This window comes from Marinobacter vinifirmus (assembly GCF_002258215.1).
In the GTDB taxonomy this organism is placed as follows: Bacteria; Pseudomonadota; Gammaproteobacteria; order Pseudomonadales; family Oleiphilaceae; genus Marinobacter; species Marinobacter vinifirmus.
Genome location: NZ_NEFY01000003.1, coordinates 292,084 through 304,694 on the forward strand (window position 1 = coordinate 292,084; position 12,611 = coordinate 304,694).

Here is a 12,611-nt window from a genome sequence, read left to right on the forward strand (position 1 = left end):
AATTACGGAATCATGTCCACCGGCTTGGGAGTGTCAGCAGTGCTCGGCGGCAGCACCGGATAGGTGACCTCCGGAATGTTGCCGGTCAGGGTTTTGAGGAACGCCACGATGGATTTCACTTCGCTGTCGTTCAGTTCGGTACCCAGTTGGGCAGTGCCCATAACCGCAACGGCTTCTTCCAGGCTCCAGACGGCGCCGGAGTGGAAATACGGCGCGGTCAGTTCGATGTTGCGCAGTGGTGATGCCCGGAATACATACTCGTCAGAGGCGGTTTCGGTTACGGAGAAACGGCCCTTGTCGCCAGCGGGCAGGATTTCAGCACCGGGCTTGGCTACCAGGCCGAACGGATAGTAGTTCTGGCCGCCGACGTTCATGCCACTGTGGCAGGCGGTACAGCCGCGATCCATAAACAGGGCCAGGCCTTCTTTTTCCTTCTCGTTCAGGGCAGCAGAGTCTCCACGCAGGTATTTGTCGAAAGGCGCTTCCGGTGTGATCAGCGTTGCTTCATAGGCTTCGATGGCGACCACCATGTTATCGAAGGTGACCGGGTTGTCCTGGCCCGGGAAGGCGTCTTCGAAGCGCTCGATATACTCGGGCATGCTGTTGAGGGTGGAAACCACGCGGTCCGGGGTGCTGCTCATCTCAACACCGGCCTGTACCGGCCCTTTTGCCTGTTCGGCCAGGTCTGCGGCGCGGCCATCCCAGAACTGTGCTGCGTTGAACACCGCGTTGAACACGGTCGGAGAGTTACGGGGGCCTTTCTGCCAGCCGTGGCCGATAGAGGTGGGCAATTCGTCATCGCCGCCCAGACCTACGTTGTGGCAGGTGTTACAGCTGATCAGATGGCTGGAAGACAGGCGCGGTTCAAAGAACAGCATCTTGCCCAGCTCAACCTTGGCCTGGGTCAGTTCATTGCCGTCGATAACCGGGGGATACTTCGGGATTGGCTCGAACATGCTGTTGGCACGATCCATCAGGTCGTCGGCCATTGCGGAGCCGGCCATCATACCAAGGCTTATGGCCAGGGCTTTTACCAGGGGGCGTTTGATCATCGTTCTCTCCTTATGAGACAAGTTGGTCTCTCTGAACTAAATCTAACAAACCACCCGGTAACTGCACGAACTATTGGTAACAGTCGGCAGCGAAATTGACGGTCGTCAATTTATGTTTTTTGTCATGACAACCCAGCTTCGGGTGCGACATTTCGCCGCGAGTTTGGCGTGCCTGTTGGCTGTCCAAGTCATGGTTATATCGTTAATCTCGTGGTGAAACTTGGAAAGCCTCAGGAGAGTGTGATGAAGAAGTTCATGTTAACGGCGTTACTGGCTTTCGGTATGGTGGCCGGAGCCCAGGCAGAGGAGGCGTTGTCACTGACGCCGGAAGACACCTATAAAATGGTTCAGGAACAGGGCGATGAAATGCTGTTCATCGACGTTCGGGATCCGGTGGAGATCATGTTCATCGGCTTCACCAATGCGGTGGACCAGAACATCCCGTTCCAACTGGTAGACCGCACCCGCTTCAACGACGAGAAGCAGGTTTTTGCCATGGACCTGAACGAGAACTTCGTGGCTGAGGTAGATGCCGCGCTGGAAGCCAAGGGCCTGGATCGTGACTCGCTGATTGTGACCATGTGCCGCTCTGGCTCTGCCCGTGGTAAGCCCAGCGCCGACTACCTGCTGGAACAGGGTTTTACCAATGTGAAGTACGTGGACAACGGCTTCCAGGGTAGCACTGCGAAAGAAGGTGAGAAGAAGGGGATGCGCGTGGTGAACGGCTGGCAGAATTCCGGCCTGCCCTGGGCATCCAAGGCTAATCCTGAAAAGATCTACCGTCCGTGATTGTTCGGGTGCCCGCCATGGCGGGCACCCTGATCTGTCTTATTCCATCAGAAACTGAATGTGCGGATTTTGCGATCCAGCATCTGGCCGGCCATTTGCGGGGGCATGGCAACGCCAACGCCGTCGATCAGATCGTCCTTGCCGTACTCGCTGTTGGGCAGGTACAGGGCGCATACGTTGGCGGTACCACCGGCTTTCAGCAGGCCGCGGAGCATCTGCCCCGGGGTCACATTTTTAGGCGCCAGGGCCTCGGCTTCATAGGACTTCAGGGCCAGGTCGCCGGCTTCGTCGCACAGCAGTACGTTCACCCTGGCACCCTGCTCGGCCATGGTGTTGGCCAGTACCATGGCCATGCCCTGGGTCTGGTTGGAGTCGCTGGACAGGATTACCAGTACTTCGTCTACGTTGTTGCCCTTGTTGGCGCGGTTGTCTTTTTGCTTCTCGGCCATGGCGTGGGCGGGGGCCAGGGCTACGAGCATTGCGAGGGTAAAAACCTTGAGTACATTCGACATGGGTGTGCTCCTTTTAAGTTTGTCTTCCTGATCAATATAGACGCGTCGAATTCTGCGGTTCAGTGACATTGTCACTGTTCGTTGATGACAGGTGGCATAGATTGATCTTGCTCAAGTCTCAATCAGGTAGGCCTGCAAGCGTCAGATAGCGGGCTAAACTTACAGGCAGGTCTTCGGGATGGGCGGGTGATTGCTATGAACAAGGATGCACAAAGGATGGTTTGGCGCACATGGCATGGTTGGGCCGCCGTGCTGTGCCTGTTTCTGGCGCTACCGGCTATGGCTTTGGAGAAGTCGCCCACCACGGCTGACCACAGCAAATTCAAAGCGTTACAGGGGCCTTTCGAAAAGGCCGAAGATGTGACTGCTGCCTGCCTGAAATGTCATACCGAAGCCGGCGAGCAGATTCGGGGGACTACCCACTGGACCTGGCTCTATGAGCACGAAGAAACCGGGCAGACCCTTGGCAAAAGCAAGGTGATCAACAGCTTTTGCGGCATGACGGTAACCAATGAGCCCCGCTGCACCTCCTGCCACGTGGGCTATGGCTGGCAGGATATGAACCAGCCGCCACCGCAGGCAGAGAATGCCGTGGACTGCCTGGTTTGTCATGACACCACCGGCGACTACTGGAAGTTCCCTACGCTGGCAGGTTACCCGACTTCAATTCCCCGGGAATGGCCTAAGGGCAGTGGCAAGATGGTAATGCCGCCGGACCTTGAGCACATCGCCCAGAACGTGGGCGCCAGTGGCCGGGCCAATTGCGGTAGCTGTCATTTCCACGGTGGCGGTGCAGATGGCGTGAAGCATGGGGACCTCGACTCCTCACTGATCAACCCGCCGAAAGAGCTGGATGTGCATATGTCTCCGGACGGCCTGAACTTTGGCTGTTCGGATTGCCACACCACCATGGGCCATGCGGTATCCGGTAGCCGATACCAGGCCAATGCCCGGGATACCCTGGGCATCGATGTGCCGGGCCATACCGATTTCTCCCGGGCCAGTTGTGAGTCGTGCCATGGCCTTGCGCCCCACGATAAGCCCAAGCTGAATGATCACGTAGACAAACTTGCCTGCCAGAGCTGCCACATCCCGGCCTTTGCCCGGGGTGGCGTGGCGACCAAAACCTGGTGGGACTGGTCGACGGCGGGCCGGCTGGATGAAGATGGAAAGCCTGTTAAGGAGCTGGATGAAAACGGCCATCCCAGTTATCTGAGTGAGAAAGGCGATTTCCGCCATGGCGAGAATGTGGTGCCGGAATATGCCTGGTTTGATGGCACCGTGCAGTACACCCTGGCTGGTGACCCGCTGGACATTGATAATCCGCCGGTGGCCATCAACAAGGTGGAAGGCAGCCCGGATGACGGCAAATCCCGCATCTGGCCGTTCAAGGTGATGCGGGGCAAGCAGCCGTTTGATACCGAGCGGCAAACCCTGCTGGCCACTCACGTATTCGGGGCAGACGATAGCTCTCTCTGGAGCAATTTCAACTGGGAGAAAGCCCTGCAGGCCGGCAGCGACATGTCTGGCATGCCATACAGCGGCCAGTTCGACTTTATTGAAACCACCATGCACTGGCCGATCACCCATATGGTGGCGCCGGCTAACGATGCGGTGAAATGCGGTAGCTGCCACAAGGCCGAAAGCCGGCTGGCGGGGTTGGGTGGCATCTACATGCCGGGCCATCACAGCAACGTGTGGCTTGACCGGATAGGGTGGTTGCTGGTGGCGGCCACGCTGTTTGCGGTACTGGTGCATGCCATGGCGCGGATCGTGTTCAGCGGGAGGAAAGGGCAATGAGCCGGGTATTGATGTTCAAACGCTTTGAGCGCTTCTGGCACTGGAGCCAGGCGCTGCTGATCTTCGTGCTGCTGTTTACCGGGTTCGCCATTCACGGTACCTATGAGGTGATGCGGTTCAGCACGGCGGTGCAGGTACATACCCTGGCGGCCTGGGCGCTGATTGTGCTTTGGGTGTTTGCCATTTTCTGGCATTTCACCACCGGTGAATGGCGCCAGTACATCCCGACCCGTGATGGTTTGCTCGCGGTCATGCACTATTACCTGATTGGCACCTTCACCGGTGCCTCCCATCCTTACAAGAAAACCACCAAGGCCAAGCACAACCCGCTGCAGCGACTGGCGTACCTGTTTTTCAAGGTGGTGATCTCGCCGATTATCTGGGTGTCCGGGCTGTTATACCTGTTCTACAACGACTGGCCGGCAACCCTGGCCGGCGCCCTGGAGCTGGAAACCGTGGCACTGATCCATACCGGCGCAGCCTTCGCTATGCTGGTGTTTATTATTGCCCATGTGTACATGACGACGATGGGCAAAACCCTGACCAGCCACATCAAGCCTATGATCACCGGCTATGAGGATCTGGACGAGCACCATTAAAGCGTGTGTCCAGTTTTCATTTTGTTAAAACTAATAGAACTATAGATATATTCTTTTTGATATAAGAGGTGTGGCCGGATACTCTGGCCTTGTAGTCAAACAAAGCCAACTATCTGGCAAACCGACAGGAGAAAGATTATGTCCATCCGTCTTGGCGAAACCGCTCCGGACTTCAAAGTAGACACCACCAAAGGCGCGATCAGCTTCCATGAGTGGGCTGGTGATTCCTGGGTGTTCTTCTTCAGCCACCCCGCTGACTTTACTCCGGTATGTACCACTGAAATGGGCCGTACTGCCCAGCTGGCCCAGGAGTTTGCAGCCCGCAACGTGAAGCCGCTTGGCCTGTCTACCGACTCTGTAGACGAGCACATGAAGTGGATTGACGACGTAAACGATACCCAGAGCTGTGACCTTCAGTTCCCGATCGTTGCCGACGAAGACCACAAAATTGCCCAGCTGTACGACATGATTCACCCGGGTGAGAGCGAAACCGCCGCCGTACGCAGCGTGTTCATCATTGATCCGGCCAAGAAAGTCCGCCTGACCCTGACGTACCCGATGGCGGTTGGTCGTAACTTTGACGAAATCCTGCGTGTTATCGACGCGCTGCAGACAGCCGATGCCAGCAAGGTTGCCCTGCCGGCGGACTGGCGCAAGGGTGGCGATGTGATTATCCCGCCGTCCATCTCCAATGAAGAGGCGAAGGATATCTTCCCGCAGGGCTGGAACGAACTGCGTCCTTACCTGCGCATGACCAAGATCTGATTTGACGCTGCACTGAATTGATCAGGTTCACAGCCTGCCCCCGGCCTGGTTGCTCACGACACCGAGCAGCCTGGTTTGGGGGCTTTTTTGTGTCAGTCTCTGTCGAAGGTCAGGCTGTCGGAGTTGCCGGCGAGGCTGCCTTTTTCGAGCCGGATTTTCACTTCCAGGTTGTGGCGTGAATCGGCGTTGGCCAGCGCGGTGTCTTCGGTGATCTTGCCCTGGTGGTAAAGGTCCATGATGGCCTGGTCGAAGGTCTTCATACCCTGCTGCTGGCTCTTCTCCATGACTTCGGTAATGCCTTCAACCTCGCCTTTATTGATGATGTCCTTGATGTAGGGGCTTGCGAGCATCACTTCGACCGCTGCGCAGCGCTTGCCATCTTTGCCTTTCAACAACCGTTGGGCCACCACGGCTTTCAGGTGCAGGCTCAGGTCCATAAACAGCTCTTTGTGGGCATGCTCCGGGAAGAAGTTCACTATCCGCCGCATGGTCTGGTCTACGTTGCTGGCGTGCAGGGTGGAGATGCACAGGTGCCCGGTTTCCGCATAGGTGAGGGCTTGCTTCATGGTTTCACGGTCGCGGATTTCACCGATCATGATCACATCCGGTGCCTCGCGCATGGCCCGGCGCAGGGCTTCGGTGTAGGAGTGAGTGTCTACGCCCACCTCCCGCTGGTTCACCACGCTTTTCTGGTGCGTGTGAGTGTATTCTATAGGGTCCTCAATGGTGAGGATGTGGCCGGTGGTGTGGCTGTTACGGTAATCCAGCATCGAGGCCAGGGTGGTGGACTTACCGGAGCCAGTGGAACCCACCACCAGGATCAGCCCCCGGGGTTCCATAATCAGCTGCTCGAGAATCTTTGGCAGGCCAAGGGTATCGATGGACGGAATTTCGGTTTTCAGGTGACGAATCACCATGCTGACTTCGCCCCGCTGCCACAGCACGTTCACCCGAAATCGCCCGATATTGGCCAGCCCCACGGCCATGTCCAGCTCCAGCGACTTCTCGAACTCCGCCCGCTGCTTGTCTTTCATGATCGAGTACGCCAGTTCCTTCACGGCGCCCGCCGGAAGGTGCTTCTGAGTGATGGGGGCAGTGTGGCCTTCGACTTTCATCATCACCGGGGCGCCGGTGGAGAGGTAGAGGTCGGAGGCACCTTTGTCGGCCATGAGTTTGAGGTAGGCGGTGAGGTCCATCGGGGATCCTTTCAACAGGCGAGCTTAGGAACATATCTTCGGTCTGATCGTCTCACTTTAAGTGCCTTCCGAAGAAGATTCCAGCTTCTCCAGTCGGTAAGCCAATTGTGCACGTGTCAACCCAATGAGTCGTGCAGCCTGCGAAACATTGCCAGAAGCCTTGTGCATAGCTGTACAAATCAGGTTGCGTTCAAAATCCTCGAAATTAAAACCATTTTCGAGCATTGAGTTACAAACGGGATCTGGCTTGCCGTAGAGGTATCCGGGGGATTGTTGGAGATAGCCACCATGTGACACTTCCGTGTCTCTGCCCTCGTTTTTTTCCAGCGCGGGACAAAGAGCTTCGAGATCAATCAACTGATTGTTGTCTGTGAGTATAACCCCTCGCTCAAGCATGTTTTCTAGTTCCCGAATATTGCCCGGCCAGCCATAACTCATCAGGGCTTGTTGAGCTTTATCTGAAATGCCGGGTATTTTTTTTTGATATTGGGTTTGAAATTTGTTCAGGAAATGCGTGACCAGAAGAGGAATGTCCTCTTTGCGCTCCCGTAAGGCGGGTATGTAAACGGGATAAATGCTAAGACGGTAAAAAAGGTCTGCCCGGAATTTTCCTTGAGCTACGGCCTCTTCAAGGTTCTCGTTTGTGGCTACCACCAGCCGGACATCAACCTTCAGGGTGTTGGTGCCTCCAACCCGCTCCACTTCACCTTCCTGTAATGCACGGAGCAGAGAGGCCTGAGCCCGAGGTGATAGCTCCACTACTTCGTCCAGGAACAGGGTTCCTCCCGTCGCTCGCTCAAACTTGCCGGGCCGGCTGGAGTGCGCACCAGTGAACGCGCCCTTTTCCACCCCGAACAGTTCCGACTCTATGAGATCGGGAGGGATGCATGCGCAATTCACTGCAATGAAAGGCTTCGCGGCCCTGGCTGAATTCAGGTGCAGGCTGCGGGCAAAGACTTCCTTGCCGACCCCGGTTTCGCCTTGAAGTAACACCGAGACGTTGTTAGCTGCGGCCTTTTGGAGCAGATTCCAGGCTTGCTTGAAGTTGGGAGCGTGCCCCACGGAGTTAACCGCAAGATCGGCCTTGTCGTAAGCATCCCGCTGGTGAGCTTGCAGTTCGCTGAGCTGGCTCTGAAGTGAGATTAACTCTTCCGCTAGGGCATCCGGTTGCAGTATCCGGTCAAGTTCGTGAGGGTCGTCCCACTCATCCGCCGGTCGGCCGATAATGCGGCATTGCTCGTCACCTTTCGCTTGGCACTCAACTTCCCGAAACAGAACCTTGCGGCCCATGTAGAACGTCGTAAAGCCACTGGAATATCCGGTCAGCAACCAGCAGACGGCGTGGTCGGTCGCTCCACCGTTGGCCAGCTGCAAGTCGGCTTCAAATGCGTTTTCCCAGAGGAACTCACCGTAGAAGCTGCTCCCTTCCAGATCAAAGTCCATACGCACTGGAGACACGTTAACCAATCCTTTGATCATGGCGAGTTGGGGGCCGGCGGCGAAGGCATTGGCAGTGGACAGTTCCGGGCGAATTTTGCGAGCCAGTTCGGCGTCACGCCAACCTGAATGAAAGCCAAGTCGCATCAACAGACCCCGTGTACGCTCTGAACCGATGGTGGTGATCAGTTCATTCCTGAGCGTGAGGAAGATACTGGAGTGAATCAGAAGCATACGCTGTTCATGCATCCAGACCATACCCTTACCGGTGTCAAAACGAATCTGGCTGACTAGATCCTGGCTGGTGGGAAACTTCGGGTCTGTGGTTGTTGGCATGGTATCCATCCTGTTGTTGTATTGTTGTTATCGTGGGTTGAGTACAGGGTAACCCAGCAGATTGACAGCAGGAATCATGCCCAAGAGTCTTCTGACCTCGGGGACTGGTGGCAGAGCAGGGGATGACGGCCGTGGTTCGAACAGAATTTCAGGAAATCATGAAGCTGTTGATGAAATGATGAGTTTTTGTTGGAAAAAGCCCGGCGCCAACGGCGCCGGGTAAATGGGGAATTAGCCCCCGAGGAGAGAGGTCATGACGCAATAGCCTCCCTATCAGCAGTGGCTCTACCCAAGAGGAAACCGGAATAACCATTCTGTGCGACGTCATCGCAAACTTGTTTGTATGCGGCGCCACCTCCCAAATACACCATGAAGGAGCGGGGTTTACCTGGAATGTTGGAGCCGGTATACCAGGTATTGGTTTTCGGGAGCAGCGTGGAATTCGCGATGCCTTCGACCACACCGCGCCATTCATCCTCTTTTGCCTTTTCAGGCTCGATGGTCTCTATGCCGTTGGCTTCCATGTAACGGATAGTATCGGCGATCCACTCAACATGCTGCTCGATACCCAGAGGCATGTTGAACAACACAGAAGGACTCTGTGGACCGGTGATCATGAAGAAGTTCGGGAAACCGTTGGACATCAGCCCCAGATTGGTTCTCGGGCCGTCGCGCCAGTAGTCCTGGAGACGTACGTCATTGCGACCCTTAAGGTTGAGCTTGAACAGGGGGCCGGTGAAGGCATCGAAGCCCGTGGAATAGATCAGGCAGTCGAAGGCATAGCTGTCGCCGTTAACTAGCTCCAGACCCTGTTCGGTAATCTGGTTAATGCCGTTGGATTTGATGTCCACTAGCGACACGTTGTCCCGGTTGTAGGTCTCGAAGTAGTTCGTTTCGCAGGGTTGGCGTTTGGTGCCGTACAGGTAGTCCGGGCATAGAAGTTCTGCAGTTTTCGGATCTTTGACCCGGGCGCGGATTTTGTTACGAACAAATTCGGCTACGATGGCGTTGGCCTTTTCGTCGAACAGGATATCGCCATAGCTACCCAGCCAGAGTGCGAAGCCGCCGTCGTTCCAGCAGTCTTCCAGATGCTCCTGCACCTGCTCAGGAGTGTCGTTGAAGATAGATTCACGCATATTTGGGAAAGGTACACCGGCCAGGGCGGCACGGGCTTCCTTACGTAATGGGCCATAGTTGGCCTTGATTGCGTTAGCTTCGGCATCATCCATCGGGCTGTTCTGTAGCGGTGTGGCGTAGTTTGGTGTGCGTTGGAAAACTGTCAGATGGCGGGCCTGCTCGGCAATCAGAGGAATCGCCTGAATAGCAGATGCGCCGGTGCCGATGATGCCTACGGTTTTGCCGGTGAAGTCGACACCTTCGTGGGGCCAGCTGGAGGTTGCGAACACGTCGCCCTTGAAGGAATCCTTGCCCGGGTAGCTCGGAATGGCGGCGGTGGAGAGGGTGCCAACGCCCGAAATATAGTACTTGCAAATTACCGTATGGCCGCGGTTGGTTTTGATGGTCCAGCGGTTGGTCTGCTCGTCAAAATCTGATGATATTACCCGGGTCTCAAAGGTGATGTCGTCTCTCAGGTTCAGCTTGTCGGCGACAAACCTCAGGTAATCCAGAATCTCCGCCTGACCGGCGTACTTCTCGGACCAGCTCCATTCCTGCTGGATATCCTCGGAGAAGGAAAACGAGTAGTGGTAGCTGGAAATGTCACAGCGGGCTCCCGGGTATCGGTTCCAGTACCAGGTGCCACCAACGTCATCTGCGGCTTCATAAACTTCTGCTTTCATGCCCAGTTTGTCGCGCAGGGTGTGGAGCATATACAGGCCGGCAAAGCCGGCGCCAACAACAACGGCGTCGGTATGAATGATGGAATTGGTTTGTTCAGTCATGAGTTCAACCTCTTGTTTTTGTGTGCTTGAGCAACTTGGCCATATGGCCGGAAATCATCCAAACGCTGGGATGGTTACAGGGGCATAGCGAACTGGAACCAGAAGGAACGGCCTTCTGAGCCGTTTCTCACCTCGGTTTCGTGTAGGTACTTGAAGACGATGGCTGTTCTTGGTCCCAGGCCGTAGAAAACCTGGGGCCCAATGCCCAGCTTTTGCAGGCGGTTGCCGTCCCCCACCGTCTGGCCATTCTGTTTGTCATCTGAGAATTGCCTCGTGTAATGGCCGGCAATGCCAACCTGCCACTGGGGTGCTGAAGCAGGGCGATAGCCCGCGAAATAATCCACGTTGAATACATCACCGGACTCATAGTCGGTGTCATCATTCTTGAAATTGAAGGTGAAGGTAGGTGACAGTGACAGTTCCCACTCCCGGTTCGGGAACCAGGTCATGTTGAATTCCTGAACGTAGGAAGCCGTGTTGCTGGTGGTGTTGATCAGATTGTTGCGATCATAGTCGCCGAGCGGAATGAAGCCGCTGAAACCGGTTGAGAAGTGCAGGGCCTCCGAAGCGGACCAGTTCACGTATAACGGAGTCACATAAATCTGGTTGAGGCCAGTTTCTGAATCGTCGGCAACCCCAACATCCAGAGAGTTTCGCCCGCCGGAGAGGATGGCGCCGCTGGTAAAGGTGATGCCCGAATCGGTCTGGTGGTCCCAGGTGTGGTTAAGGCGGAAGGCCTGGGCGAACACGTCCAGCTCGAACTTGCCTGGTGTGGTGTCGCCGTTTGTGTCTTTGTAGCTGTCTGCGGAGTAGAACACAGTGTAGCCATAGAACTGGGTTTCGCCCGGTTCAGGCATGATCGCCGGCAGAACTGTATTCACCCCATTGGGCCAGTTGGTAACACCGTTCTCGACGGCCTGTAGTGAAGTTGCTGCAGTCATGCTGATCGCAAAAGCGAGGAGGTTTCTGCTCAGTGTTCTTGGTTTGGGCATCATCTCGGATTTCCTTTTTGTTGCTTTTGTTGGATGTGTTACACGCTTGAGGTGGAGGCGTTCTGCACTGCTCGACGGATTTCGCCAACGACAAACTGTCTTGCCGTAGTGCTTTCGGGCAGGGCGTTGAGGATGGTGAAGAAACCGTGAATCTGGCCGTCGAACTGTCTATGGCTAACGGGCACGCCGGCTTGTTTTAGCCGGTTGGCGTAGGCAGTACCCTCGTCGCTCAGGACATCGTGCTCTGCGGTGACCACCACCGCCGGGGGCAGGCCTGACAGGTCTTCAGCAAGCAGTGGTGAAGCATCCGGGTGCTGGCGCTCGCCGATTTCCGGTACATAACTGTTCCAGAACCAGACCATGTCGGCCTGGTTCAGCAGGCCCTGGTTTTCCCGGTCCTGATAGCCGGCAGTAGTCAGGTCTGGCTGGGTGACCGGATAGATCAGGACCTGTTGGGCCAGGGCTGGACGCCCGGCATCCCGGGCTTTGCGGGCGACAACGGCGGCCAGGTTGCCCCCGGCGCTGTCGCCTGCGACGATCAACGGTAGATCGCGGGAGCCGACGATTCTACTTGCGTTGTTAGCTACCCATTGAGTGGCAGCCCAGGCATCATTTATGGCCGCAGGGAACGGATACTCGGGCGCCAGCCGGTAATCCACCAATACGACAGCGCAGTTACTTTCGGTTGCGATGAAGCGGCCCAGCGTGTCGTAGTCGTCGAGATCGCCGACAACCCACCCTCCGCCGTGGAAATAGACAATGATGCCGTCTGGTGTGGGTGATGGTGTCAGCACTCGAAGGGTAATTGTTGCCTCGCCTGATGGAATGCTGAATTCGTCGCTATGATGGACTTTTGGGCCCTCGCCGATAATCTCCCGAAGTGTGGAGAAGAACGCACGGGCGTCAGGAGCGCTCAGTGAGTGGAAGGCGGGCGCCTCCTGATCGGAGAGCTGTTGGAGAAACTGGCGGCTTGCGTGATCGAGAGCCATGGTTGATCCTCTTGTTTATGGTTGTCACAAGAGTAGGAGCAACTGATATGCCAGCACCGATGAGTATTTTTTAATTTATAATTAAAACAAAAAGTTATGGATTTTTTCGTTATTTATAGCCGAGGGGGCAGCGATTTTTATCTAACGCGGAGCAATCAAATTTCAGGATATTAGCAAGTGGATTTCAGGAAATGCGGAACCGATTTTCCAGGTTCCAGTCATCTTTCTTGCGCAAATACGTTA

The 12,611-nt window shown here is 55.8% G+C and carries 11 protein-coding genes; 4 read left to right on the forward strand and 7 right to left on the reverse strand.

What is annotated here, in order from left to right:
* Nucleotides 1-2 precede the first annotated feature (2 nt).
* Nucleotides 3-1,052 carry a cytochrome-c peroxidase gene (locus B9Q17_RS05840; RefSeq protein ID WP_094624479.1) on the reverse strand — a complete coding sequence of 350 codons (1,050 nt, stop codon included), beginning with the start codon at nt 1,050-1,052 and terminating at the stop codon, nt 3-5.
* Nucleotides 1,053-1,295: 243 nt separating this feature from the next.
* On the opposite strand from B9Q17_RS05840, the gene B9Q17_RS05845 reads away from it, so the two are divergent.
* Nucleotides 1,296-1,841, forward strand: a complete 546-nt coding sequence (locus tag B9Q17_RS05845) for a rhodanese-like domain-containing protein (RefSeq protein ID WP_094624480.1) — start codon at nt 1,296-1,298, stop codon at nt 1,839-1,841.
* 47 nt (nt 1,842-1,888) lie between these two features.
* Here the strand turns inward: B9Q17_RS05845 and B9Q17_RS05850 are convergent, their stop codons facing one another.
* Nucleotides 1,889-2,353: a DsrE family protein gene (locus B9Q17_RS05850; protein WP_094624481.1), complete on the reverse strand. Its 465-nt coding sequence runs from the start codon at nt 2,351-2,353 to the stop codon at nt 1,889-1,891.
* 216 nt (nt 2,354-2,569) lie between these two features.
* Here B9Q17_RS05850 and B9Q17_RS05855 point away from each other — a divergent pair, with 216 nt between their 5' ends.
* The 3 genes from B9Q17_RS05855 to B9Q17_RS05865 all read left to right on the forward strand — a co-directional run bounded on the left by B9Q17_RS05855 (nt 2,570) and on the right by B9Q17_RS05865 (nt 5,517).
* Nucleotides 2,570-4,153 carry a tetrathionate reductase family octaheme c-type cytochrome gene (locus tag B9Q17_RS05855; protein ID WP_244177322.1) on the forward strand — a complete coding sequence of 528 codons (1,584 nt, stop codon included), beginning with the start codon at nt 2,570-2,572 and terminating at the stop codon, nt 4,151-4,153.
* Entirely contained in the window at nt 4,150-4,752 is a 603-nt protein-coding gene (locus tag B9Q17_RS05860; protein ID WP_094624482.1) for a cytochrome b/b6 domain-containing protein, read from the forward strand. The genes B9Q17_RS05855 and B9Q17_RS05860 overlap by 4 nt, the downstream gene beginning before the upstream one ends.
* A gap of 138 nt (nt 4,753-4,890) precedes the next feature.
* Nucleotides 4,891-5,517: a peroxiredoxin gene (locus B9Q17_RS05865; protein WP_022989580.1), complete on the forward strand. Its 627-nt coding sequence runs from the start codon at nt 4,891-4,893 to the stop codon at nt 5,515-5,517.
* Nucleotides 5,518-5,609: 92 nt separating this feature from the next.
* Here the strand turns inward: B9Q17_RS05865 and B9Q17_RS05870 are convergent, their stop codons facing one another.
* The 5 genes from B9Q17_RS05870 to B9Q17_RS05890 all read right to left on the reverse strand — a co-directional run bounded on the left by B9Q17_RS05870 (nt 5,610) and on the right by B9Q17_RS05890 (nt 12,368).
* The gene (locus tag B9Q17_RS05870) at nt 5,610-6,713 is read right to left on the reverse strand and encodes a PilT/PilU family type 4a pilus ATPase (protein ID WP_094624483.1); all 1,104 of its coding nucleotides are present in this window, start codon (nt 6,711-6,713) and stop codon (nt 5,610-5,612) included.
* A 57-nt stretch (nt 6,714-6,770) separates the two neighbouring features.
* Nucleotides 6,771-8,486 carry a sigma-54-dependent Fis family transcriptional regulator gene (locus B9Q17_RS05875; RefSeq protein WP_094624484.1) on the reverse strand — a complete coding sequence of 572 codons (1,716 nt, stop codon included), beginning with the start codon at nt 8,484-8,486 and terminating at the stop codon, nt 6,771-6,773.
* A 251-nt stretch (nt 8,487-8,737) separates the two neighbouring features.
* Nucleotides 8,738-10,387: a flavin-containing monooxygenase gene (locus B9Q17_RS05880; RefSeq protein WP_094624485.1), complete on the reverse strand. Its 1,650-nt coding sequence runs from the start codon at nt 10,385-10,387 to the stop codon at nt 8,738-8,740.
* Nucleotides 10,388-10,461: 74 nt separating this feature from the next.
* Entirely contained in the window at nt 10,462-11,328 is an 867-nt protein-coding gene (locus tag B9Q17_RS05885) for a SphA family protein (RefSeq protein ID WP_167373010.1), read from the reverse strand.
* Between the two features lie 89 nt (nt 11,329-11,417).
* The gene (locus B9Q17_RS05890) at nt 11,418-12,368 is read right to left on the reverse strand and encodes an alpha/beta hydrolase (protein WP_094624487.1); all 951 of its coding nucleotides are present in this window, start codon (nt 12,366-12,368) and stop codon (nt 11,418-11,420) included.
* Nucleotides 12,369-12,611 lie beyond the last annotated feature (243 nt).

Coding starts and splice junctions, on each gene's coding strand:
- B9Q17_RS05885 (WP_167373010.1), bottom strand. CDS start 11,328: ATGACTGCAGCAACTTCACTACAGGCCGTCGAGAACGGTGTTACCAAC.
- B9Q17_RS05890 (WP_094624487.1), bottom strand. CDS start 12,368: ATGGCTCTCGATCACGCAAGCCGCCAGTTTCTCCAACAGCTCTCCGAT.
- B9Q17_RS05870 (WP_094624483.1), bottom strand. CDS start 6,713: ATGGACCTCACCGCCTACCTCAAACTCATGGCCGACAAAGGTGCCTCC.
- B9Q17_RS05840 (WP_094624479.1), bottom strand. CDS start 1,052: ATGATCAAACGCCCCCTGGTAAAAGCCCTGGCCATAAGCCTTGGTATG.
- B9Q17_RS05875 (WP_094624484.1), bottom strand. CDS start 8,486: ATGCCAACAACCACAGACCCGAAGTTTCCCACCAGCCAGGATCTAGTC.
- B9Q17_RS05855 (WP_244177322.1), top strand. CDS start 2,570: ATGGTTTGGCGCACATGGCATGGTTGGGCCGCCGTGCTGTGCCTGTTT.
- B9Q17_RS05860 (WP_094624482.1), top strand. CDS start 4,150: ATGAGCCGGGTATTGATGTTCAAACGCTTTGAGCGCTTCTGGCACTGG.
- B9Q17_RS05850 (WP_094624481.1), bottom strand. CDS start 2,353: ATGTCGAATGTACTCAAGGTTTTTACCCTCGCAATGCTCGTAGCCCTG.
- B9Q17_RS05845 (WP_094624480.1), top strand. CDS start 1,296: ATGAAGAAGTTCATGTTAACGGCGTTACTGGCTTTCGGTATGGTGGCC.
- B9Q17_RS05880 (WP_094624485.1), bottom strand. CDS start 10,387: ATGACTGAACAAACCAATTCCATCATTCATACCGACGCCGTTGTTGTT.
- B9Q17_RS05865 (WP_022989580.1), top strand. CDS start 4,891: ATGTCCATCCGTCTTGGCGAAACCGCTCCGGACTTCAAAGTAGACACC.